The organism is Pseudomonas sp. P8_229, assembly GCF_034008635.1.
Taxonomy (GTDB): Bacteria; Pseudomonadota; Gammaproteobacteria; order Pseudomonadales; family Pseudomonadaceae; genus Aquipseudomonas.
The window spans coordinates 767,146-791,423 of sequence record NZ_CP125378.1 but is presented as its reverse complement, the minus strand read 5'-3'; the positions used below and the strand labels follow the sequence as shown (position 1 = coordinate 791,423).

General features: G+C 61.1%; 18 protein-coding genes and 2 tRNA genes. 17 read left to right on the top strand and 3 right to left on the bottom strand.

The features are described from left to right. Positions 1-49: 49 nt before the first annotated feature. The 9 genes from QMK55_RS03440 (at position 50) to QMK55_RS03400 (ending at position 7,620) form a co-directional block, all read left to right on the top strand. Positions 50-125 (top strand) — tRNA-Ala (locus tag QMK55_RS03440). Positions 126-203: 78 nt separating this feature from the next. Next, positions 204-279 (top strand) — tRNA-Glu (locus QMK55_RS03435). A 181-nt stretch (positions 280-460) separates the two neighbouring features. Next, on the top strand, positions 461-1,000 hold the full coding sequence (locus QMK55_RS03430; RefSeq protein ID WP_045122549.1) for a TetR/AcrR family transcriptional regulator: 540 nt from the start codon (positions 461-463) through the stop codon (positions 998-1,000). Between the two features lie 29 nt (positions 1,001-1,029). Then, the gene (locus QMK55_RS03425) at positions 1,030-1,863 is read left to right on the top strand and encodes an alpha/beta fold hydrolase (RefSeq protein WP_102358940.1); all 834 of its coding nucleotides are present in this window, start codon (positions 1,030-1,032) and stop codon (positions 1,861-1,863) included. A 48-nt stretch (positions 1,864-1,911) separates the two neighbouring features. Beyond that, positions 1,912-2,361: an acyl-CoA thioesterase gene (locus QMK55_RS03420; protein WP_025111177.1), complete on the top strand. Its 450-nt coding sequence runs from the start codon at positions 1,912-1,914 to the stop codon at positions 2,359-2,361. Positions 2,362-2,519: 158 nt separating this feature from the next. Further along, positions 2,520-3,479: a tRNA dihydrouridine synthase gene (locus tag QMK55_RS03415; protein ID WP_102358939.1), complete on the top strand. Its 960-nt coding sequence runs from the start codon at positions 2,520-2,522 to the stop codon at positions 3,477-3,479. Between the two features lie 120 nt (positions 3,480-3,599). Beyond that, positions 3,600-4,046 (top strand): Hsp20 family protein, encoded by a 447-nt coding sequence (locus tag QMK55_RS03410; protein WP_320328669.1) that lies wholly within the window; start codon positions 3,600-3,602, stop codon positions 4,044-4,046. A gap of 185 nt (positions 4,047-4,231) precedes the next feature. Next, entirely contained in the window at positions 4,232-4,927 is a 696-nt protein-coding gene (locus QMK55_RS03405; RefSeq protein WP_320328668.1) for a DUF1266 domain-containing protein, read from the top strand. Beyond that, positions 4,924-7,620, top strand: coding sequence for a DUF805 domain-containing protein (locus tag QMK55_RS03400; protein WP_320328667.1), 2,697 nt, complete (start codon positions 4,924-4,926; stop codon positions 7,618-7,620). The genes QMK55_RS03405 and QMK55_RS03400 overlap by 4 nt, the downstream gene beginning before the upstream one ends. Here the strand turns inward: QMK55_RS03400 and QMK55_RS03395 are convergent. The 3 genes from QMK55_RS03395 to QMK55_RS03385 all read right to left on the bottom strand — a co-directional run bounded on the left by QMK55_RS03395 (position 7,617) and on the right by QMK55_RS03385 (position 13,632). Continuing rightward, the gene (locus QMK55_RS03395) at positions 7,617-9,308 is read right to left on the bottom strand and encodes a molecular chaperone HscC (RefSeq protein WP_102358936.1); all 1,692 of its coding nucleotides are present in this window, start codon (positions 9,306-9,308) and stop codon (positions 7,617-7,619) included. The genes QMK55_RS03400 and QMK55_RS03395 overlap by 4 nt on opposite strands. 86 nt (positions 9,309-9,394) lie before the next feature. After that, positions 9,395-12,673, bottom strand: coding sequence for a PAS domain S-box protein (locus QMK55_RS03390; RefSeq protein ID WP_102358935.1), 3,279 nt, complete (start codon positions 12,671-12,673; stop codon positions 9,395-9,397). A 68-nt stretch (positions 12,674-12,741) separates the two neighbouring features. Then, positions 12,742-13,632 carry a LysR family transcriptional regulator gene (locus QMK55_RS03385; RefSeq protein ID WP_102358934.1) on the bottom strand — a complete coding sequence of 297 codons (891 nt, stop codon included), beginning with the start codon at positions 13,630-13,632 and terminating at the stop codon, positions 12,742-12,744. A 141-nt stretch (positions 13,633-13,773) separates the two neighbouring features. Between QMK55_RS03385 and leuC the strand changes: the two genes are divergently transcribed. The 8 genes from leuC to truA all read left to right on the top strand — a co-directional run bounded on the left by leuC (position 13,774) and on the right by truA (position 24,250). Then, positions 13,774-15,192 (top strand): 3-isopropylmalate dehydratase large subunit, encoded by a 1,419-nt coding sequence (gene leuC / locus QMK55_RS03380; RefSeq protein WP_102358933.1) that lies wholly within the window; start codon positions 13,774-13,776, stop codon positions 15,190-15,192. A 10-nt stretch (positions 15,193-15,202) separates the two neighbouring features. Beyond that, positions 15,203-15,847 (top strand): 3-isopropylmalate dehydratase small subunit, encoded by a 645-nt coding sequence (leuD, locus tag QMK55_RS03375; RefSeq protein ID WP_038363635.1) that lies wholly within the window; start codon positions 15,203-15,205, stop codon positions 15,845-15,847. Between the two features lie 77 nt (positions 15,848-15,924). Continuing rightward, a complete protein-coding gene (locus QMK55_RS03370) occupies positions 15,925-16,692 on the top strand; it encodes a class I SAM-dependent methyltransferase (RefSeq protein ID WP_102354456.1) in 768 nt (255 codons plus the stop codon). Positions 16,693-16,746: 54 nt separating this feature from the next. After that, a complete protein-coding gene (gene leuB / locus QMK55_RS03365; RefSeq protein WP_102354457.1) occupies positions 16,747-17,829 on the top strand; it encodes a 3-isopropylmalate dehydrogenase in 1,083 nt (360 codons plus the stop codon). A gap of 66 nt (positions 17,830-17,895) precedes the next feature. Beyond that, complete coding sequence (gene asd / locus QMK55_RS03360) at positions 17,896-19,008, top strand: aspartate-semialdehyde dehydrogenase (RefSeq protein WP_007956451.1); 1,113 nt, start codon at positions 17,896-17,898, stop codon at positions 19,006-19,008. A gap of 258 nt (positions 19,009-19,266) precedes the next feature. Continuing rightward, positions 19,267-20,277, top strand: a complete 1,011-nt coding sequence (locus QMK55_RS03355) for an aspartate-semialdehyde dehydrogenase (RefSeq protein WP_320328666.1) — start codon at positions 19,267-19,269, stop codon at positions 20,275-20,277. Positions 20,278-20,486: 209 nt separating this feature from the next. Beyond that, entirely contained in the window at positions 20,487-23,126 is a 2,640-nt protein-coding gene (locus tag QMK55_RS03350; protein WP_320328665.1) for a FimV/HubP family polar landmark protein, read from the top strand. 299 nt (positions 23,127-23,425) lie between these two features. Continuing rightward, on the top strand, positions 23,426-24,250 hold the full coding sequence (gene truA / locus QMK55_RS03345) for a tRNA pseudouridine(38-40) synthase TruA (RefSeq protein WP_178082083.1): 825 nt from the start codon (positions 23,426-23,428) through the stop codon (positions 24,248-24,250). Positions 24,251-24,278: the final 28 nt, after the last annotated feature.

Sequence of the window (24,278 nt, the reverse complement as noted above, 5' to 3'; positions counted from 1 at the left end):
TACAGAAGTGATGTTGCAAGATGTCACTCCGCCGCGAGGCGAAAAATCCGGGGCTATAGCTCAGCTGGGAGAGCGCCTGCATGGCATGCAGGAGGTCAGCGGTTCGATCCCGCTTAGCTCCACCAATTTACACTTCGAGGTCTGGCCACACCGGCCTTGAAGCGATCAGCACTCAGCACTGATCAGTTGTAGAAGGGTTTTGCGTCCCCTTCGTCTAGTGGCCTAGGACACCGCCCTTTCACGGCGGTAACAGGGGTTCGAGTCCCCTAGGGGACGCCACGATTACCCGCTCTGCGGGATTTATAAGGGTCATTCAATTATTGAATGGCCCTTTTGTTTGTCTGGCGTTTGGCCAATTCCCCTTTTTCCTTACACTGTGCTTCAGACCAGCGGTCATATCCTCGACTTGCAGAATATTATTATGCGAATAATATTCTAGTCGTAATATTCGGAGGCAACGATGAACGATAAAAAAGCTCAAACCCGCGAACGCATCCTCAAGGCTGCCAGCGCCGCACTGATCCAGCGTGGCCCGGCAGATCCAAGCGTGGGCGAAGTGATGGGCGCCGCCGGCCTGACCGTCGGTGGTTTCTATGCGCACTTCGAAAGCAAGGACGCGATGATGCTGGAGGCGTTCAAGCAACTGCTCGGCCGTCGACGCGATCTGATTGCCGACATGGACTCCGAGCTCACCGGCGAAGAGCGTCGCGCCTTGGTCGCTGCGTTCTATCTGTCGCGCAAGCACCGTGATTCCAGCGACGCGGCGTGCCCGATTCCGGCTTCCATCGGCGAGCTGGGGCGCTTGCCGGAGTCGTTCCGCATCGCGCTGAACGAACACCTGGAACTGATGATTGCGCAGTTGGCGTCCAGCCCCGAGGACACCGATAAAGCGTTGGCCGATGTGGCCTTGATGGTGGGTGGTCTGGCGCTGGCAAGAGCGCTGGGCCCGGGCGATTTATCCGATCGATTGCTGCGTGCTGCCAAGTCGGCGGTGCGTTGACCTGAAGGCTGCAGCCTGAGGAGAGAGCGATGAGCACGTTGAAGTGGGTTCGCGGCGTTAATGGCACCTTGGGCTGGTTTGCACCGAAACTGGTGGCGAGCAAAATGCGTCTGGCGTTCATGACGCCGCGCTCGCTGCCGCTGCGCGATTGGGAGCTGCCGCTGTTGGCGAGCTCCGAGCGAATCACCTTGCGCTTCGGCCTGTCGGCGCTGCGCTGGGGGCAGGGGCCTGCGGTGCTGTTGATGCACGGTTGGGAAGGCCGGCCCACCCAGTTTGCGGCACTGATCACTGCACTGGTCGAGGCCGGCTATACCGTGGTCGCGCTCGATGGCCCGGCCCATGGTCGGTCGCCGGGGCGTGAAGCCAATGTCGTGCTGTTTGCTCGGGCGATGCTCGAAGCCGCTGCCGAGTTGCCGCCGCTGCAAGCGGTCATCGGTCACTCCATGGGCGGCGCCAGCGCCATGCTTGCGGTGCAACTGGGCTTGCGCACCGAAACCCTCGTCAGCATCGCCGCTCCCGCGCGAATTCTCGGCGTGCTGCGTGGTTTTGCCCGCTACGTCGGCATGCCGCCGAGGGCGCGTTCCGCTTTCATCCGGCAGGTCGAGCGGGATGTCGGCATGCGTGCCGCCACGCTGGATGTCGCCCACTATCAACTGGATATGCCCGGTCTGATCGTGCATGCCGAGGACGACAGCTTCGTCTCGGTCAAGGAGTCGCAACTGATCCACGAGTCCTGGTTCGACAGCCGACTGCTGCGCCTGGAAAGTGGCGGCCACCAGCGCGTGCTGGCCGACCCTCGGGTGGTTGATGGCGTGTTATCACTGTTGGCGGGGCGCAGCCTTCAGGCGCGGCAATCGGCCTGAGCATCCGTTACACTGCCCCGGTTGAAATAATCTGACCGGGAGTGGGGCATGGGCTGGGATCGGGCAACGCCGTTCACCATTGATCTGCAAGTAGGCGCCGAGGACATCGACGGGTTGGGCCACGCGAACAACGCTGTGTACGTGACCTGGCTCGAACGTTGTGCCTGGCGCCACTCGCAGCGGCTGGGGCTGGATCTGGTCGAGTACCGGCGCCTGGATCGGGCGATGGCCGTGGTGCGTCACGAAATCGATTATCTGGCGGCCGCCTACGAAGGTGATGAGCTGCAACTGGCGACCTGGATCGTCGATTGGGATCAGCGCCTGAAAATGACCCGACATTTCCAGCTGATTCGGCCCAGCGACAACACCACCCTGTTGCGCGCCCAGACCACCTTCGTCTGCATCGAGCTGTCCACTGGCAAGCCCAAGCGCATGCCGGCGGAGTTCATCGAAGGTTATGGCCCTGCCATCCAGTCTCTCGAGTCAGCGAATATCTAAATGTGGGAGCGGGCTTGCTCGCGAAGGCGTCGTGTCAGTCAGCATTCATTTAGCTGATCCACCGCCTTCGCGAGCAAGCCCGCTCCCACAGGGATCTGCGATTTCTTGCGATATCCAGTAAACTGCCGCACGTTTTTTCCTTGAGTAGTGTTTTCCCCATGCAAATTGCCCTGGCGCCCATGGAGGGGTTGGTCGACGACATCCTGCGCGACGTGCTGACCCGCGTTGGCGGCATCGACTGGTGCGTGACCGAATTCATTCGGATCAACGATCAGTTGCTCACCCCGGCCTACTTCCACAAGTTCGGCCCGGAGCTGCTCAACGGCGCCCGCACCCGTTCCGGCGTGCCGCTGCGCGTGCAATTGTTGGGTTCCGATCCGGTGTGCCTGGCGGAAAACGCTGCGCTGGCCTGCGAGCTCGGCTCCGAAGTGATCGACCTGAACTTCGGCTGCCCGGCCAAAACCGTCAACAAGTCCCGGGGCGGGGCCGTGCTGCTCAAGGAGCCGGAGCTGCTCAACTCCATCGTCGAGCACGTGCGCCGCGCTGTGCCGGCGCACATCCCGGTCACCGCGAAGATGCGCCTGGGCTTCGACAGCCCGGACGGCTCGCTGGTCTGCGCCACTGCGCTGGCCGAGGGCGGCGCCGAACACATCGTGGTTCATGCCCGGACCAAGGTCGATGGCTACAAGCCGCCGGCGCACTGGGAATGGATTCCACGGGTGCAGGACGTGGTCAAGGTGCCGGTGTTTGCCAACGGCGACATCTGGAGCGTCGAGGACTGGCGGCGTTGCCGCGAGATCAGCGGCGTGGAAGACATCATGCTCGGTCGCGGCCTGGTGTCACGCCCCGATCTGGCCAAACAGATCGCTGCCGCGCGCGCCGGTGAAGAAGTGGTCGAGATGACCTGGGCCGAGCTGTTGCCGCTGATCCAGGACTTCTGGCTGCAGGCCAAGGCACAGATGACTGCGCGGCAATCGCCGGGTCGTTTGAAGCAATGGCTGGCGATGCTGACGCGCAATTATCCCGAAGCCACCGAGCTGTTTACCGTGCTGCGCCGCGAGACAGAACCGGATCAGGTCTCGCGTTTGCTGGGCTTGCCGGTTGCCGAAGCGGCCTGAAAAAATCTGCAAATACTCTCTTGAAATCATTTCAGCGGTCCCTATCTAAGGGTTACGCGATGCCGAATTCGGGTCGCGGAGACACAAAACCTTGCTGATTGCTTTCAGGAGATTTGAACCATGAGTACTGCATTTTCCCTCGCGCCACTGTTCCGTTCCTCGGTAGGTTTCGACCGCTTCAATGACCTGTTCGAAACCGCCCTGCGCAACGAGCCAGGCAGCACCTACCCACCCTACAACGTGGAAAAACACGGTGACGATCAATACCGTATCGTCGTGGCGGCAGCCGGTTTCCAGGAAGAAGACCTGGAGCTGCAAGTCGAGAAGGGTGTGCTGACCATCAGTGGCGGCAAGCGTGATGCCAACGAAGGCGTGACCTTCCTGCATCAGGGCATTGCCCAGCGTGCTTTCAAGCTGTCCTTCCGTCTGGCCGATCACATCGAGATCAAGGCCGCCGATCTGAGCAACGGTCTGCTGAGCATCGACCTGTTGCGGGTGATCCCGGAAGAAGCGAAAGCCAAGCGTATCCCGATCAACGGGGTGCAGAAGCCGGCTCTGCAACACTGATTCACCTGCAGAAACAAAATGCCTGAACAGGCGCTGAGCCGCTGAAGAAAGGCCCCGATACGTCGGGGCCTTTTTTGTGGGCGCAAGAAAAGCGCTGTTCGGCTTTGCCCCTGACAGCGCTTTCTCTACAATTCGCCGCAGTTTTGCCGACCCCACTCCTTGGCGGTCGGCCCGGAGCCTTTTTCATGGACGATATTCAACAGCGCTGGCTGTGCGCCCTTTCTGCACCAATGGCTGCGCTCAATACCGGCGCCGGGTACGACGACCCCGCGTTCTGCGACGACCACTACATCGATCTGAAAGACAGCTGGGGGATCGATGATCGGCGGGAATTGTTCGACATGCTCGAACGGATGACCGATGACGGCCACGCCAAGCATCTCAGCGCGGCCTATCTGGCGTGGCAGCGTTGTCTGCCGAGTGAATGGCAGGCCTTGCTCGACGACTTGAGCCCTCGCCAACGTGTTCTGCATGAATTCGCCAGCCGCACGTTTGGCAGTTGCGGTCCCGGGGGGATTTTGTCCTGGGATTATGGGCGGATGGGCTTTCTCCTGCGATGCGCGGTGCGCAATCAGTGGATCGATCTGGTCGAGAGCAACTGGCTGCACAGTCGCTTGGCCATCAGGGCGCAATTTCACTACGGCAGCTGGATGGCTTATTTCAATGGTTTTGTGGTGGGGCGGACCTTTTGGTGCTGCCTGAGCACCAGCGATGACGAGTTGGCTGGCGAGTTGGACCGACAAGGCAACAGCGCCCATAACCTGCGGATCACCCGTGGTCTTGCGCAGAACATTCCGCACTTTCTCGCCGATTTGCCTTGGCACATGGAAATTGATCTGCCGCCACGTCCGGCATCGCTCAAGGAGTTCGACTGGTCATGAGTTGCTGGATCCGATTGGGCATCGAGCCTACGACTGACGAAAGCCTGATTCGCAATGCTTACCGCGCACGCTTGCCGTCGCATCACCCGGAGACCGATCCGGAAGGCTTTCAGGCGCTGCGCATGGCCTACGAAAACGCCCTGCGACTGGCGCGTGAAGACGAGGAGGAACAACTCGAGCCTGAGTTCGAAGCCTCAGAGCAGAAGGTCGTCGAGGTCCCGCAGGCGTTCGTGGATTTCTGCGAACTGCTGGACGATCCCGTGCGACGCTTCAATTTCGCGGCATGGCAGACATTTGTCGAGGCACTGGATGAGCTGTCGCTGGATGTGCTCGATGAACTCGGCTGGGGGCTCTACCACCGGATGGCCGATGCCGGTCCGTTGTCCTACCGTTGCGCGAACCTGTTGGCCAAGCGTATGGCCTGGGATCAACAGTTGCTGGATCTGGAGTTCGATGACGCCCATCGGGTGGAAGCCTTTCTGCAGCGAATCGAAACGCCTGACCCGTTCGACACGGATCTGATGGGCACCTGGTCAGAGGCTGCGCAGACTGAATCGCTGTGGTACGCCCGTAGTCTCGACTTCATTTTCACCCAGCGCCCACTCCATGAGTTTGCCGACTTCGCCAGTCAGCACACTTGCTTGCCGTTGCCGGATGATGCCGCGTTCATCAAGCGTCTGCTGGTGCAGTTCACGCAGGCGGGCATCGGTGTGTCGACATTTTTGCAGAGCTGTATCGAACAGCAACTTGCAGCACCGGATGATGTGGACTGGCTGTACCTGTTGGCGTGTCAGAACAGCTTGTTGGGGCGGGACGATCAGGCATTGCCTTGCTGGATCCGGCTGTGGAACGAACATCGTCATCCGATGGCTGAAAGCCGCCTGCTGGAATTGTGTGCCAAGCGACAGCCGACCTTTCTACCGCTGCTGATTCAGGCATTCGATCGTCTGCAGGACTGCGCTGACTGGTCAGAGGATCTCGGGGATGAATGCCAGGTATATGGCAGTCCGTCACAACGCCCCGAGACGCTGAACCGTTGGCTGGGTGTCGGACGGTTGCAGCTTGAGAGTCTGGCCCGGAGTTTTGTCGATTGGCGCATGACGGGCGATGAACTCCCATTGCTCGCGCAACTGTTGGGCGAAAATGCCGACAGCCGATTGCTGCAACTGTACCGCCACGCCTGGGCGCTGCATCGAGGTGACTCGGCATTGCTGCAGCAGGTTCTGGATGCGCCCCTGCCAGTCGATGCGCTCGAAAGCCTGGTATTGAGCGGGTTCAAATATCAGGCCAGTCAACATCTGCGCTGGTTGAGCAGGGCACCGATTGCGCAGGCAATGGACGCTTTCTGCAGCGCGGATTCAAGCGCGCGGCCATTGCCCGAGGTGCTGACAAAAGGCGAGCCACACAAGGTCTGTCGTGTCTGGCTGCAACGCTTGCGGCCCTACAACGACGCTGCGCTGGAGCGATTGGCCGAAGCGTTCAAGCTGAGTGCCGTCAAAGACGACTGTGACTTGTCCGGACTCGATTTGCTGCTCCAGTTGAGCTGTCGCGCAATCGAGTTGCCGCCGGTCGGACTGGGGCAGGCCACCTGGGAGTGGTACGCCCAGACCTTGTTTTTGCTGGCGTTGCTGGAGCAGCCCGAACGCTGGTTGCAATTGATTGATGCGCAGTGCCTGGAGCGCTTGGCGTTCAATCCTGCTCATCCTTTGGCTCGGTTGCAGCCACTGTTGCAACGCTTGCAACGTGAGCAAGGCAATTGCGACGGTTTATTGGGATGGCTGCAAGGCGATGATCCGGTTCATGGTTTGTTGGTGCAGCAATTGTTCAGCGTACAGCAGGCTCTCGACAGCGCCAGATTGCCTGCCAATACCTCGCTTTACACCTGCGTCGAAAGCGATCGGGATGCCTGCGGTGACGATCTGCTGGGCTTGTTGATGTTCTGGGGCGTGCTCTATCACGACCCGAGCCTGAGCGCCGAGCAGCATCGTGCCTTGCTGCAATCGATCGCGGCAGTCAGTTGTGAGGATGACTGGTTCGAAGGTTTTCGCGACGGCTTGATCAAGGGCGAGCCGGTGTGGCCACCGCGCAAGGTGCTGACGGATTTTGGCGTCGACAAACTGCTGGCGTATGAAGCGCTCGATGCCCTCAAGGGCCTGATTCGTTATGGCGCTGCCGGTGTGCCGAAAACGCGAGTGCTGCGCCAATTGCAGCAGGCCAAGGATGACGTGCAGAACAGCGTCGGCTTGCGGCTGGCACTGTGTGCCTTGCTGTCCTGGTCGGAACGTTTACTGCTGGCCAAAAGTGATATTCAACCGGCGCCGGCGGGTGCGATCTGGCGCCTGGGATCGCGGTTGGGGCGCAAGGCTTTTATCGCTCAGGTCCTGGGGTGTGTGGTGATCGCACCGGTGGCCGGTCTGATCAGTGGCACCACGGCCGCTGGCATTCTGATCCTGTTGCTCGGTGTTCTGTTGTTGCTCGGCGCCATTCTGCGCCGGTTGCACGACATGGGTCGGGGCATTCCCACATTGCTGATATTCATGGCGCTGTCACCGGTCCTGCCATTTTTGCCGTTGGTGCTGTTCGGTTTTCCGGGAGACAAATTGCCCAACCGCTATGGCGTGCCGCCGGACAACGGGGGGAGCGAAATGCTGTCCGGCGGCCTGCAGGCCGCATTGCGTCGACTCAACGGCTAGAGGCGCAGTTGGTCCAGCGCCTTGTTGAGCTCTGAGCGGTGGCTCGCAATCTCTGATGGTTGCTGGCCACCGAGGATCGTGGTGAAGCTGTGCAGCCATTCGGCAATGCGTTCGCGTTGCGCTCCGAGGCTCTGCATCCATGCCCGCTCCAGGCGAGCGAGCAAGGTGCGGTTGGGCAATGCATCACGCGGATGGACCTTCAATGTGGACAGCCGGTTATGGCTGTCCCGGCGTGCCTGCTCATTCAGCCCTGTAGGACTGCGGTCGATACTGTGGCTATGCCGATCGCCGGTCTCGAGCAAGGTGACGTCGACTTCGAGCAACCCATTGATGTCATAACTGAAACGCACATCCAGTTCCTGAATGTGATCGCAGGGCGTCAAGTCAACATCGAAAGCATCAATCAGGATGTTGTCGCGTACCCACGGCCGTTCACCCTGATAGACCGCAATACGGATCTGTTCCTGTCGGGGTTGGGTGGTGTGATAGCGCTCCACCCGTGACGTCGGGATGATGGTATTGCGTTCGATGATCGGCGAAAAAGCACCTTTGATGTCTTCGCCGCGGATGGTCGCAATACCCAGTGTATAAGGGCAGACATCGGTCAGGATCAACTCTTCCACCGCACCATCGCGCGCCTTGCACGCGGCTTGTGTGGCCGCGCCGAGTGCAACGATGGTGTCCGGGTCGAGATGCCGATAGGGCAGACGTCCGAACAGGGTGGCGACCATTTGTTGTACGGCCGGCATCCGCGTGGCGCCACCCACCAGTACCAGGCTGTCGAGATCCCGTGGTTTCAGGCGTGCATCGCGCAGAGCCTGTTCGATCGGCGCGCGCAGGCGGGCGAGCAGTGGCTCCCAGATCCTTACGGCGGCGGCTTCGTCCAGCGACCATTCAAATGACCGGTCGGCATGGCGCCAGCTCAATGCCTGGGTGCCTTCGCCGAGTTTGCACTTGAGCTGTTCCAGCGCATCGCCAAGGCTGGCCATGGCTTGGGCATCAATCATTGACGGGGTCAGTTGCCATTTTTTCAGGCACGCCTGCAGCAGCGCAGCGGTGAAGTCTTCGCCACCCAGAAAGTTGTCGCCGGTGGAGGCATGCACTTCGATCAGCGGCAGTGCGTATTCCAGCACCGTGACGTCGAACGTACCGCCCCCCAGATCGAAGATCAGTGTGCGTTCGAACTTTTGTTCGTGCAGCCCGTAGGCCATGGCGGCAGCGGTCGGTTCGTTGATCAGGCGCGTGACGGAGAGGCCGGCCAGTTCGGCGGCGAACAGCGTGCGTTTGCGTTGCTCGTCACTGAAATACGCCGGCACCGAAATCACCGCTTCAGAGACCGGGTGGCCGAGAAAGGCTTCGGCGTCCTGTTTGAGCGAGCCGAGCACCAGTGCCGACAATTCTTCCGGACTGAAGTGGCGGTTTCCGAGTTCGATCTGCTTGTCGCTGCCCATGAAGCGCTTGAAGGCAGCGGCTGTGCGGTCGGGGTGCGTGGTCAGACGGGCGCGAGCGGCTTTGCCCACCAGAATCGTGTCATCGTCATCGAGGCTGACCACCGACGGGGTGAGAACCTCGCCGAGGGCGTTGGGAATCAACCGGGCCTGTGCGTCCTGCCAGACGGCGATCAGGCTGTTGGTGGTACCAAGGTCAATGCCCAGCAGGGCTGGGCGGGGAAGGGTTGCATCCTGCATGATCGATCTCGAAACAGCGCAAAAAACGCGACCCTACAGGTTGTCGCAAATCCTGACAATTATTGTTCTGTTGCAAGCTGCGCGCGTCACGACAGCATCGTTTTCAACGCCTCCAGTGCCACCGGCCGACTGTGCAGATAGCCCTGATACAAATGGCAGCCGAGCCCCTGCAAAAACGCCAGTTGCTCCGGTGTCTCCACGCCTTCGGCAATCACCTCCAGTTCCAGGCTGCGGGCCATGGCGACGATGGCGCGGATGATCTCGGCGTCGTTGGGGTCGGTGGTCGCGTCGCGAATGAACGACTGGTCGATTTTCAGGGTGTCCACTGGCAGGCGCTTGAGGTAAGTCAGTGACGAGTAGCCGGTGCCGAAGTCGTCCATGGCGAAGCTCACACCGAGTTTTTTCAGGCGGCGCATCTTGCTGATGGTGTCTTCCAGGTTCTGGATGACGATGCCTTCGGTGATCTCCAGTTTCAGCAGCGAACAGGGCAAGCCGTGGCTGGTCATGCTGTGTTCGATGCGTTCGACGAAGTCGTTCTGGCGGAACTGTCGTGGGCTGATGTTCACACAGAGGCTGAAATTGAGCGGGTCGATCAGCTTCAAGGCGATCAATTGCTTGAACGCTTCGCACGCCTCGTCGAGGATCCAGGTGCCGACTTCCAGAATCAGCCCGCTTTCCTCCAGCACCTTGATGAACTCGGTGGGCGATTGCGCGCCGAGTTCCGGGTGGTTCCAGCGCACCAGCGCCTCGGCGCCGATGATGCGGTTGTCCTGTGCGTCGATCTGCGGCTGGAAGTGCACGTTGAATTCACCGCGCGACAGTGCCAGGCGCAAGTCGGTCTCCATGCGCAGACGTTCGCTGGCGGCTTTCTGCATGGTGTTGTGGTACATCTGCGTGGTGTTGCGCCCGGAATCCTTGGCCCGGTACAGCGCGATGTCGGCGCGTTTGAGCAGGTCGGTCGGGGTCGAGCCGTGGTCGGGAATCAGCGCCACGCCGATGCTCGGCGTCACTTGCAGGCGCTGGCCGTCGAGAAACATCGGTTCCGACAGCAGTTCGCGAATGGTGTCGGCCAGCTCGCGCACTTGCACACTGACTTCGTTGCGTGTGCCTTCCAGGCCGCTGAGCAGTACCACGAACTCATCGCCACCCAGGCGCGCGACGGTGTCTTCCATGCGCACGCTGGCTTCGAGTCGCGCGGTGATGATTTTCAGCACCGTGTCGCCGACCGGGTGGCCGAGCGAATCGTTGATGTGCTTGAAGTGGTCGAGGTCGAGGAACAGCAGCGCGCCACGCAGGTTGTGGCGCTTGAGCAGGGCGATCTGCTGGCTCAGGCGATCCATCAGCAGGGCACGGTTGGGCAAGTTGGTCAGCGGGTCGTGATAGGCCAGGTGACGGATCTGTGCTTCAGCGTTCTTCAGCAGGCTGACGTCCCGGGCGGTCAGCAGCAGGCATGCGGTTTCGTTGAGGGTGATCGGTTCGATCGACACTTCGACCGTCAGCAGCTCGCCACGCTTGTTGCGCCCGAGCATTTCCTGATGATGCACGCGGCCCTTGATCTGCAGTTCGGCGAGCAGTGCCGAGCGTTGTTTTTCCTCGGCCCAGATGCCGATCTGGTACACGGTTTTGCCCACCACCTCTTCGGCGCGATAGCCGGTGAGGCGACAGAAGCCGTCGTTGACTTCCAGATAGCGCCCGGTGTCGCGCTCGGTGATGGTGATCGCATCGGGGCTGGAGTGGAACGCCTTGGCGAATTTCTCTTCGCTGGCCTTGAGTGCGGCTTCGGAGCGCTGCTGTTGGGTAATGTCGCGCAGGGTGGTAACGATGCACGGCTGATTGCCGACGCTGATCTGCCGGCTGGAAATCACACAGGTCAGCGACTGGCCGTCCTTGTGCTGGACGATGATCGCGACATTGCTCAGGCCCTGTTCGCGGATCACCCGTTCGATACGTTGCAGGCTCTTTGCCGAGGCGTCCCACAGGCCGATGTCTTCGGCGGTGCGACCGATCACATCAGCGGCGCTCCAGCCGAAGGTCTGGGTGAAGCTGTTATTGATTTCGATGAATTCGCCGCTGTCCTGACGGGTCACGCAGATCGGGTCGGGGCTGACCTGGAACAGCGTGGCGAATTTCTCTTCCGAGGCGACCAGGCGCTGCTCGCGCTCGACCTGATCGGTGATGTCCAGCAGCGTCCCGGCCATGCGCAGTGGTGCGCCGTTTTCGTCGCGGTAGAGGCGGGCGCGGCTTTCCAGATAACGCGAACTGCCATCCGGCAGTTGCACGCGATAAGTCAGTTGATAGTTGCCCGCCGGGCCTTCACGCAGGCTGCGGTAAGCGTCGCGCATGCTGTCGCGCTCTTCGCCGGGCACGCCTTCGAAAAACTCCTCGAACGACTCGTGAAACGGGATCGGCTCCAGCCCGTGCAGTTGTGCGGCCCGCGCCGAGCCGTAAAGCATGCCGCTGGGGATATGCCAGTCCCAGGTGCCAAGCTGCGCCGAGTCCAGCGCCAGATCGAGGCGTTCCTGGCTGTCTTTCAAGGCGTGTTCGGCGGCTTTGCGTTCAGTGGTGTCGAGAAAGGTGCTGAGCAGGTAAGGCTGGCCTTCGAGTTCGACCTTCTGTGCGCTGAGGATGCCGTCATGAATCTGCCCGTTGCTGGCGCGAAACTGCACTTCCATGCTGATCAGTTCGCCTTTGGCCTTGGTCTTTTTCACCAGTTCGGCGCGTTGCTCCGGGTGCACCCACAAGCCCAGTTCCAGGGTGGTGCGGCCAATGGCGCTCTGCACCGGCCAGCCGAACAGGCTTTCGAAATGCTGGTTGGCCTCGGTAATCAGGCCGTCTTCCTGGCGGGTTAGCAGCACCATGTTCGGGCAGAGATGAAAGAGTGTGGCGAAACGTTTCTCGGAGCTGCTGAGGGCCTGTTCGCGTTGGCGCTGGTGGGTGATTTCGCGAATCACCCCGATCATTCGGGGGCGGCCGTGTTTGTCCGGCAGCAGGCTGCCGCTGATTTCCAGCCAGTGCAGGCTGCCGTCGGGCCAGCGGATGCGGTGATGCATCGCCTGTTCCAGTGGCGCGCCGGCAATCACCGCGTGGAAGGCGCGAACGGTTTTCGCCCGGTCTTCGGGCGGCAGCAGGTCGAGATATTCCAGATCCCGGGGCAACGGTTGACGTGGATCGAAGCCGAACAGCGCCTGGGTGCCCCGTGACCAGCTGATCTGCCCGCGTTCGATGTCCCAATACCAGGCGCCGAGCCGGGCGCCGTTGAGCGCGGCGAGCAATTGCGGCGCACTCTCCCAGCTCTGCTCGGAACGTCGCGGATCAATGGCCTGAATACGCGGCATCGGCGGAATTCGGTCAACAGATTTCGGCATTGTTAACGGGCCTTGAGCTGGTGGTGGCGTTAGGCACAGGGGCGGCGGCTCTATAGGAGTAGCACAAGTTAGCCTGGAGTCCCTGGCAGATCGATTTGCGCATCCAGCAAGGCCATGAAAGCCCTTGCTGCATTCGACAGCGTCCGTTCGGTGTGCACGATATAGCCTAGCTGGCGACTCAGTTGTATGCCCGGCAAAGGTATGCGCGCCACCTGTTCATCGAGCATGGTACGCGGCAGCACACTCCATGCCAGACCGATGGAGACCATCATTTTGATGGTTTCCAGGTAGTTGGTGCTCATGGCGATGTTCGGCGTCAGCCCCTGGGCCTCGAATAGGCGTTGGACAATATGGTGAGTGAAGGTGTTGCCTCCGGGAAAAACCGCCGGATGACCGGCAATATCCGCCAGATTGACCGCACCGTTGCTGATCAGTGAATGCTCTGGCGCCACCACGAAATCCAGCGGGTCATCCCACACCGGCGTGGCTTTGACCAGGGTATGCGGCTCTGGCGCCAGGGTGATCACCGCCAGTTCGGCGCGACCGTGGAGGATTTCCTCGTAGGCCACTTCCGAATCGAGGAACTGAATATCCAGCGCCACCTGTGGGTAACGGCGGGTGAACGCCCTTAATAGCGGCGGCAATCGGTGCAGGCCGATGTGGTGACTGGTGGCCAGGGTCAGGCGGCCGCTGACTTCGCCGGTCAGGTTGGTCAGGGCGCGGCGAGTGTCGTCCAGCACGTTGAGAATCTGATAAGCCCGGGGCAGCAGAGCGCGGCCAGCCTCGGTCAGACCGACTTCACGGCCCAGTCGATCGAACAGCCGCACCTTCAACTGTTGCTCCAGCCCGGCGATGCGTTTGCTGATCGCCGGTTGCGTCAGGTGCAGTCGCTCACCGGCGCCAGAGAAGCTGCCGGTCTCGGCGATGGCGATAAAAGCATTGAGGTTGGCCAGGTCCATGGGTCGTATTCCAGTTGGTTATCCAAAGCATAAAAAATATGAATTTGAGTTATTTAATCTAACCCCATAGGATCGGCCTCACAAGCCAAAGGGTTATTGAGAAGCCCAGGGCATAGAAACAAGCTGATGAGGAACCGTCTGATGGCCGGCAAAACGCTCTACGACAAGCTCTGGGATTCGCATTTGGTCAAGCAGCGCGACGATGGCTCGGCGCTGATCTACATCGACCGTCACATCATTCACGAAGTGACCTCGCCGCAAGCCTTCGAAGGCCTGCGTCTGGCCGGGCGCAAGCCTTGGCGCATCGATGCCAACATCGCGACCCCGGACCACAACGTACCAACGACTCCAGAGCGCAAGGGCGGCATCGCCGCGATTGCCGACCAGGTCTCGCGTTTGCAGGTTCAGACCCTCGATGACAACTGTGATGAATACGGCATCGTCGAGTTCAAGATGAACGACATCCGCCAGGGCATCGTCCACGTGATCAGCCCGGAGCAGGGCGCGACCTTGCCGGGCATGACCGTGGTCTGTGGCGACTCGCATACCTCGACCCACGGCGCCTTCGGCGCGCTGGCGCACGGTATCGGCACCTCCGAGGTCGAGCATGTGCTCGCCACCCAGTGCCTCGTCGCCAAGAAAATGAAGAACATGCTGGTGCGCGTCGAAGGCCAGTTGCCGTTCGGCGTGACCGCCAAGGACATCGTCCTCGCGGTGATCGGCAAGATCGGCACTGCCGGCGGTAACGGCCATGCCATCGAATTCGCTGGCAGCGCGATCCGCGACTTGTCCGTCGAAGGCCGCATGACCATCTGCAACATGTCCATCGAAGCTGGCGCCCGTGTGGGTCTGGTGGCTGCCGACGAGAAGACCGTCGAGTACGTCAAGGGCCGTCCATTCGCCCCGAAAGGCGCGCAGTGGGACATGGCCGTCGCAGCCTGGAAAGACCTGGTGTCCGACGCCGACGCAAAGTTCGACACCGTGGTTGAACTCGACGCCGCGCAGATCAAGCCGCAAGTCAGCTGGGGCACTTCGCCTGAGATGGTGTTGGCAGTTGACCAGAACGTACCGGACCCGGCCCAAGAGATGGATCTGGTCAAGCGCGACTCGATCGTCCGCGCCTTGAAATACATGGGGTTGAGCGCCAATCAGGCGATCACCGACATTCAGCTGGATCGCGTGTTCATCGGCTCCTGCACCAACTCGCGCATCGAAGACTTGCGCGCGGCGGCGGTGATCGCCAAGGGCCGCAAAGTGGCGTCGACCATCAAGCAGGCCATCGTGGTGCCGGGCTCGGGTCTGGTGAAAGCCCAGGCTGAGGCCGAAGGTCTCGACAAGATTTTCCTCGAAGCCGGTTTCGAATGGCGTGAGCCGGGTTGCTCGATGTGCCTGGCGATGAACCCGGACCGTTTGGAGTCCGGCGAGCATTGCGCCTCGACCTCCAACCGTAACTTCGAAGGCCGTCAGGGCGCCGGTGGCCGTACCCATCTCGTGAGCCCGGCCATGGCCGCTGCGGCGGCGGTGAACGGTCGTTTCATCGACGTTCGTGAATTGATTTAAGGAGCGCAGCATGAAAGCTTTTACCCAGCACACTGGTCTTGTCGCGCCTCTGGATCGTGCCAACGTCGACACCGACCAGATCATTCCGAAGCAGTTCTTGAAGTCGATCAAGCGCACCGGTTTCGGCCCGAACCTGTTCGACGAGTGGCGTTACCTGGATGTCGGTCAGCCTTACCAGGACAACTCCAAACGCCCGTTGAACAAGGATTTCGTGCTCAACGCCGAGCGTTATCAAGGCGCCAGCGTGTTGCTGGCCCGCGAGAACTTCGGTTGCGGCTCCAGCCGTGAACACGCGCCGTGGGCGCTGGAAGAATACGGTTTTCGCAGCATCATCGCGCCGAGCTACGCCGACATCTTCTTCAACAACAGCTTCAAGAACGGCTTGCTGCCGATCATCTTGAGCGACGCTGAAGTCGATGAGTTGTTCAAGCAGGTCGAGGCCGAGCCTGGTTATCAATTGCAGGTTGATCTGCAAGCGCAGACCGTGACCCGTCCGGATGGCAAGGTTTACAACTTCGAGATCGACGCGTTCCGCAAGCATTGCCTGTTGAACGGTCTGGACGATATCGGTTTGACCTTGCAGGACGGTGATGCGATTGCGACGTTTGAAGCAAAGCACCGTGTGAGCCAGCCTTGGTTGTTCCGCGACGCATAATTTGCGTATGGCGAATGGCGCCATCGCGAGCAGGCCCGCAAAGGCAACACAAGACTCCAACCAAAAAGGAAGTGACCATGACCAGCACCGCCCAACACACTCAGGTCGTCCAAAAGCAATTCGGTGAGCAGGCCGCAGCCTACCTGAACAGCGCCGTTCACGCTCAAGGCACCGAATTTGCGCTGCTACAGGCTGAACTGGCCGGGCAGGGCGCGGCGCGGGTGCTGGACTTGGGTTGCGGCGCCGGTCATGTGAGTTTTCATGTGGCGCCACTGGTCAGGGAAGTGGTGGCTTACGACCTGTCGCAGCAGATGCTCGATGTGGTCGCCGCTGCGGCCGTGGATCGCGGGTTTGCCAACATTGCCACGGTCAACGGCGCCGCCGAGCGCCTGCCGTTTGCCGATGGTGAGTTCGATTTCGTGTTCAGCCGTTATTCGGCGCATCACTGGAGCGATCTTGGCGTGGCCTTGCGCGAAGTGCGCCGGGTGCTGAAACCGGGTGGCGTGGCGGCGTTCGTCGATGTGTTGTCACCGGGCAGCCCGTTGTTCGACACTTACCTGCAAAGCGTCGAAGTGCTGCGCGACACCAGTCACGTGCGCGATTATTCCGCCGGCGAATGGTTGCGTCAGGTCAGCGAGGCCGGGCTGCATACCCGCAGCACCACCCGTCAGCGCCTGCGTCTGGAGTACAGCAGTTGGGTCGAGCGCATGCGCACACCTGAAGTGATGCGCGCGGCGATCCGCCAGTTGCAGCAGTCGATGGGCAACGAAGTGCGCGAATATTTTGAGATTGATGCCGACGGCTCGTTCAGTACAGATGTAATCGTATTGATGACTGAGCGATAAGAATTTTTCCGGACGCGCCCTGAGTGGCGCACCGACTGAAGACACGAGGAAAGCATGAGCAAGCAGATTCTGATTCTCCCAGGTGATGGCATTGGTCCGGAAATCATGGCCGAAGCGGTCAAGGTGCTGGAACTTGCCAACGACAAGTACAGCCTGGGCTTCGAGCTGAGCCATGACGTGATCGGCGGCGCCGCCATCGACAAACACGGCGTGCCGCTGGCCGACGAAACCCTCGACCGTGCCCGTGCTGCCGACGCCGTGCTGCTGGGCGCCGTCGGTGGCCCGAAATGGGACACCATCGAGCGTGACATCCGCCCTGAGCGCGGTCTGCTGAAAATCCGTGCGCAACTGGGCCTGTTCGGCAACCTGCGTCCGGCGATCCTCTATCCGCAACTGGCCGACGCTTCGAGCCTGAAACCGGAAATCGTTGCCGGTCTGGACATCCTGATCGTGCGTGAGCTGACCGGCGGCATCTACTTCGGCGCGCCGCGTGGCACCCGTACCCTGGAAAACGGCGAGCGTCAGTCCTACGACACGTTGCCGTACAGCGAAAGCGAAATCCGCCGCATCGCCCGCGTCGGTTTCGACATGGCCATGGTTCGCGGCAAGAAGCTGTGCTCGGTGGACAAGGCCAACGTGCTGGCGTCCAGCCAACTGTGGCGTGAAGTGGTCGAGCAGGTCGCCAAGGATTACCCTGAAGTCGAACTGAGCCACATGTACGTCGACAACGCCGCCATGCAACTGGTGCGCGCACCGAAGCAGTTCGACGTGATCGTCACCGACAACCTGTTCGGCGACATCCTGTCCGACGAAGCGTCGATGCTCACCGGCTCCATCGGCATGCTGCCGTCGGCCTCGCTGGACTCGAACAACAAGGGCATGTACGAGCCTTGCCACGGTTCGGCCCCGGACATCGCAGGCCTTGGTATTGCCAACCCGCTGGCGACCATTCTGTCGGTGTCGATGATGCTGCGTTACAGCTTCAATCTGCACGATGCGGCCGATGCCATCGAGAAAGCCGTCAGCGTGGTGCTGGATCAAGGGCTGCGCACCGGTGACATCTATTCGGCCGGTTGCACCAAAGTCGGTACGCAGGAAATGGGCGACGCAGTAGTCGCCGCGCTGCGGAATCTGTAATCTCTCGGGCCCGCTGCGAAATTCAATACAAAGCAGCGGCCCACTTTTCAAGAAGGTGTAGTTGCGATGAAACGTGTAGGTCTGATCGGTTGGCGCGGCATGGTCGGTTCCGTGCTCATGCAGCGGATGCTGGAAGAGCAGGATTTCGATCTTATCGAGCCGGTGTTTTTCACCACTTCCAATGTCGGTGGCCAAGGCCCGTCCGTGGGCAAGGATATTGCTCCGCTCAAGGACGCTTACAGCATTGAAGAGCTGAAAACCCTCGACGTGATCCTGACCTGCCAGGGCGGCGACTACACCAGCGAAGTATTCCCGAAGCTGCGCGAAGCCGGCTGGCAGGGTTACTGGATCGACGCGGCCTCGAGCCTGCGCATGAACGATGACGCCGTCATCATTCTCGATCCGGTCAACCGCAAGGTCATCGACCAGCAACTGGACGCGGGCACCAAGAACTACATCGGCGGCAACTGCACCGTCAGCCTGATGCTGATGGGGTTGGGCGGCCTGTTCGAGGCCGGTCTGGTCGAGTGGATGAGCGCCATGACTTATCAGGCGGCCTCCGGTGCCGGCGCGCAGAACATGCGTGAACTGATCAAGCAGATGGGTGCGACCCACGCTGCGGTTGCCGATCAACTGGCCGATCCGGCCAGCGCGATCCTCGACATCGATCGTCGTGTTGCCGAAGCCATGCGCAGCGACGCGTACCCGACCGAAAACTTCGGCGTGCCACTGGCCGGCAGCCTGATCCCGTGGATCGACAAGGAACTGCCGAACGGCCAGAGCCGTGAAGAGTGGAAGGCCCAGGCCGAGACCAACAAGATCCTCGGCCGCTTCAAGAGCCCGATCCCGGTCGACGGCATCTGCGTGCGCATCGGCGCCATGCGTTGCCACAGCCAGGCGCTGACCATCAAGCTGAACAAAGACGTGCCGATCGCTGATATCGAAGGTTTGATCAGCCAGCACAACCCTTGGGTCAAACTGGTGCCGAACCAGCGCGAGATCAGCATGCAGGAGCTGAGCCCGACCAAGGTCACCGGCACCCTGAACGTACCAGTGGGTCGTCTGCGCAAGCTGAACATGGGTTCGCAATTCGTCGGTGCGTTCACCGTCGGCGACCAACTGCTGTGGGGTGCGGCCGAACCGCTGCGTCGCATGCTGCGGATTTTGCTTGAGCGTTGATTGCTTGAAGTAATGAAAGAGCCCGTGCCTTGTGAGAGGTGCGGGTTTTTTTATGCCGATCGTTCCCACGCTCTGCGTGGGAATGCATCCCGGGACGCTCCGCGTCCCTTTACAAGCCGAAAGCAGAGCGTCCGATGCGGCATTGCCACGCAGAGCGTGGGAACGATCCGGGTGGGCGCCACAAATCCGGCAGAAATTGCCTGTGCGGCACTCACCCGGTAAAGTGCCGCTCCCCCCGTTTCGCCAGAGGCTCGCACCATGACCCAGACCCTAGATATTGCCGTGATCGGCGCCACCGGTACTGTCGGCGAAACCCTCGTACAGATTCTCGAAGAGCGCGACTTCCCGGTCGGCAACCTGCACCTGCTGGCCAGCAGCGAATCCGCTGGCAGCTCAGTGCTGTTTCGCAACAAGAACGTGCGCGTGCGCGAGGTCGACGAGTTCGATTTCAGCAAGGTCAAACTGGTGTTCTTCGCCGCCGGGCCGGCGATCACTCTGAGCTACGCCGCCCGCGCGCATGCCGCTGGTTGCTCGCTGATCGACTTGTCCGGCGCGCTGCCGGCCGATCAGGCGCCCCAAATCGTTCCGGAGGCCAACGCCGCTCAGCTCGCCGGTTTGAAAGCGCCGTTCCAGGTCAGCAGTCCAAGCCCGTCGGCCACTTCGCTCGCCGTGGTGCTGGCGCCGCTGCTCGATTTGATCGACCTGCAATACGTCAATGTCACCGCCAATCTGGCGGTGTCCGCGCAAGGTCGTGAAGCTGTTACCGAACTGGCGCGACAGACCGCCGAGCTGCTGAACATGCGCCCGCTGGAGCCGACTTTCTTCGACCGCCAGATGGCCTTCAACGTGTTGGCCCAGGTCGGCACCCCGGACGCCCACGGCCACACGCTGCTGGAAAAACGTCTGGTGCGCGAGTTGCGTCAGGTGCTGGCTCGGCCTTTATTAAAGATTTCCGCAACTTGCGTTCAAGCCCCGGTGTTTTTTGGCGATAGCTATAGCGTGACCTTGCAGTCAGCGAGTGCGGTCGACCTGGCAAAGGTCAACGCTGCGCTTGAAGACGCGCCGGGCATCGAACTGGTCGAGGCCGGTGATTACCCGACTGCGGTGGGTGACGCGGTGGGGCAGGACGTTGTCTATGTCGGTCGGGTGCGCAGCGGTGTCGACGAGCCGGCGGAACTTAATCTGTGGCTGACGTCAGATAACGTACGCAAAGGTGCAGCCCTCAATGCTGTGCAGGTCGCTGAATTGTTGATAAAAGACCTGCTGTAAAAGATACTTGGCAACAATTTGTCGACTGATTCTAGGTGAGCGCTATGCTTGCCCGGAGCACTCGATAACGTGTCACCCTCCGGGACTTTCCGGGGCATCAAAGAAATGATCGCGCGCGGCAGTCTGTCGTCGTCGCGCGCAATGCCTTACGGCAGCGGCAATCAACATCTTCTCGCTGGCCGAGGAACGTTCAAACAAAGGATGAGGCTATGGTTCAAGTTCGCAAACTGGTGTTAGCAATAGCGGCCGCCTCGGCGCTGTCCTCCGGTATGGCGCATGCCCTCGGGCTCGGGGAGCTGACCCTGAAGTCGACCCTGAACCAGCCGTTGGTGGCCGAAATCGAGCTGCTCGACGTCAAGGATCTCACCGCTGCCGAAGTGGTGCCGAGCCTGGCCTCGCCGGAAGATTTCGCCAAGGCCGGCGTCGATCGCCAGGCCTTCCTCAACGATCTGACGTTCACCCCGGTGCTCAACGCCAGCGGCAAAAGCGTGCTGCGCGTGACCTCGAGCAAACCGCTGTCGGAACCGATGGTGAAATTCCTCGTGCAGGTGATGTGGCCTAACGGCCGTCTGCTGCGTGACTACAGCGTGCTGCTCGATCCGTCGAAGTTCTCGCCGCAGACCGCTGACGCGGCCGCGCAACCGGCGCCGTCGCAGACCATCACTGCGCCGACCACCGGTGCCACGCACCCGAATCAATACACCACCACCCCGCGCGATACCTTGTGGGAAATCGCCGCGAAGGCGCGCACTGGCGGCTCCGTGCAGCAAACCATGCTGGCGATTCAGGCGCTGAACCCCGACGCGTTCATCGACGGCAACATCAACCGGCTGAAGACCGGTCAGGTGCTGCGTCTGCCGGACTCGGTGGAAAGCACTGCGCTGCCGCAGTCCAAAGCGATTGCTGAAGTTGCCGCGCAGAACGACGCCTGGCGTCAGGGCCGTCGCTATGTGGCCAAGCCAGGCACCGGTCAGCAGCAGCTCGATGCCACCAAGCGTAGTCGCAGCAATGCCGGTAGCGGCCAGAATGCCAAAGACAACTTGAGCCTGGTCTCTGCCGAAAGCGCCAAGGCGCGGGGCAAAGGCCCGGCAGGCGACGCCAAGGCCTTGAGCAACAAGCTGGCGGTCACTCAGGAAAGCCTCGACACGACCCGTCGTGACAACGAGGAACTGAAAAGCCGCATGACCGATCTGCAAAGCCAGCTGGACAAGCTGCAGCGCCTGATCGAGCTGAAGAACAATCAACTGGCGAAAATGCAGGCTGACGGTACGGGCGCTGCCCCTGCCGCCAATGCTGCCGTGCCTGCGATCACCGCTGAACTGGCCGCAACACCGCCAGCGACCTCGGCAGAAGCTGCGCCGACTCCGGAATCGGCCATTGCGCCACCGGTCGAGACGCCCGCCGAGACGCCAGTCGTCGCACCAAAGCCGGTTGTCGATGAAGACAAAACCTTCAACGAACTGCTGACCAATCCGGTCCTGCTGGGTCTGATCGGTGGCGGTGCGGTGGTTCTGCTGCTACTGCTGTTGCTGCTGGCGCGTCGCCGCAAAGCCCAGCAGGAAGCCGAAAAACACCTGCGCATGGCGCGGGCCCTGACTGAGGAGCAAGAGTTCTCCGCCGAGCAGGATCTGCCGGAGAGCAGTTTCGAAGGTCTGGAAGTGCCTGCCGCCAGCGTCAAACTGAATACCCCGGCACCCGCGCCTGCTCCGGCCCCGGTCGTGACGCCGGTGGTGATGGCCGAGCCGATTGCTGCGCCACTGGTCGCGCCGGCTGCCGAGCGTTCCGATGACGTGCTGGACAAGGCTCAGTCGCACATCAATGCCGGTCGCCTGAATCAGGCTGCTGCGCTGCTGGAGGAGGGCGTCAGCCTTGAGCCACAACGCAGCGACCTGCGCCTGAAACTGATGGAAGTCTACGGTCAGCAGGGCGATCGCGATGCGTTCGTCGGTCAGGAGCGTCAGCTGGTGGCCAACGGCGATAACTTCGCCAAGGTCGAAGAACTGAAAAAACGCTTCCCGACCATGGCTGTCGTCGCTGCTGCGGGTCTGGCTGCAGCGGCGGTCGCTGCCGAGCTGGACGCGCAATACGTCAAGGAGCTGCTGCTCGACGAGCCAGAGGCGCCAGCAACTGAGCCTGCGCCGGTGGCAGATGATCTGGACAGCGCGTTCGACCTGAGCCTGGACGACCTCGACAACATCACCCCGGTTGAACCTGCGCCTGTCGTTGAGCCTGAAGCACCGGTGGAGCTGGATGAGTTCCCGACAGACGACGATCTGAACTTCGAATCGGTGCTGCAACAGCAGACCGAGATCAAGGAAAACCTCGACGACCTGTCGGACTTCGACCTGGATCTGGACCTCGGTGCCGAGCCTGCGCCAGCACCTGCAGCGGACCTGGCGGACGATGACTTCCAGCTGGACTTGGACGAGGGCGTGAAAGACCTGTCGCCGGTCGAGCCTCCAGTGGTGAACGAAGTGCCGCAGGACGATCTGGAGCTGCCGGCGGATTTCGATCTGTCGCTGGCTGACGAGATGGACAGCAACCCGGCCGAACCGGATGCATTCGCCGCCGAGCTGGATGACGTCAACGCCGAGCTGGATCGCCTGTCGCAGAGCATTGCCGAGCCGACTTTCACTGAAGCCGATGCGGCCATGGGTGATGATCTGGGCGAAGACGATTTCGACTTCCTCGCCGGCACTGATGAAGCGGCCACCAAGCTCGATCTGGCTCAGGCCTACATCGACATGGGCGACAACGACGGCGCGCGCGATATCCTCAACGAAGTGTTGACCGAGGGTGACGAGAAGCAGCGTGGCGAAGCCAAGGAAATGCTCTCGAACCTGGCTTGATTCAGCGTCAGCAGTAAACAGAACGGCAGCCCATCGAGGCTGCCGTTTTTGTTTGGGTTGGATTTTGCTGCGTCTGGAGCGGCGCTTTCGCGAGCAAGCCCGCTCCCACAATGGTCCTGCGGCAGCCACCCATCCCGATCCAGCCCCCAATCCCCTGTGGGAGCGGGCTTGCTCGCGAAGAGGCCGGATCGGTCAATACAGAACTGACTGGCATCCCCGACTCACAGCCTTATAATGCCCGCCTTTGCAGATCAGCAGGCTGTCCCACCTTGGCAAACATAGATAACCCGGTCGCCGAAATGGCACCCGAAGGCTTTTACCGTGTGGCACTGGGCGTCGAGTACAAAGGCTCGCGCTACAGCGGCTGGCAGCGTCAGTTGACGGGTGTCGCGACGGTGCAGGAAGAACTCGAAAAAGCCTTGTCGAAAGTCGCCAACTCGCCGATTTCGCTGCAGTGCGCCGGTCGCACCGACGCCGGGGTGCATGCGTGCGGGCAAGTGGTGCATTTCGACACGCCGGTCGATCGCTCCCTGAAAGCCTGGGTGATGGGCGCCAACATCAATCTGCCCCACGACATCAGTGTCAGTTGGGCACGGGTCATGCCGGCGCATTTCCATGCGCGGTTCAAAGCCATCGCCCGGCGTTATCGCTACGTGATCTACAACGATCAGATTCGTCCGGCGCATCTCAACCAGGAAATCACCTGGAATCATCGCCCGCTGGACGTCGAGCGCATGGCCGAAGCCGCGCAATACCTGATTGGCACCCACGATTTCAGTGCGTTTCGCGCCGGCCAGTGCCAGGCGAAGTCGCCGATCAAGAAGATGCACCACCTGCGCGTGACCCGTCACGGCAAGATGATCGTACTCGATATCCGTGCCAATGCGTTCCTGCACCACATGGTGCGCAACATCGCTGGTGTTCTGATGACGATTGGTGCCGGCGAGCGGCCGGTGGAGTGGATGAAGGAAGTGCTGGAGAGCCGCGAACGCCGTTCCGGTGGCGTGACCGCGCATCCGTATGGGTTGTATCTGGTGCAGGTCGAGTACCACGACGAGTTCCCATTGCCCGAGCGTTTCGTCGGGCCACATTTCCTTACGGGTTTCTCTGGCCTTGACGGCTGACGCCCCCGAACGCTTTTGTTACCATCCG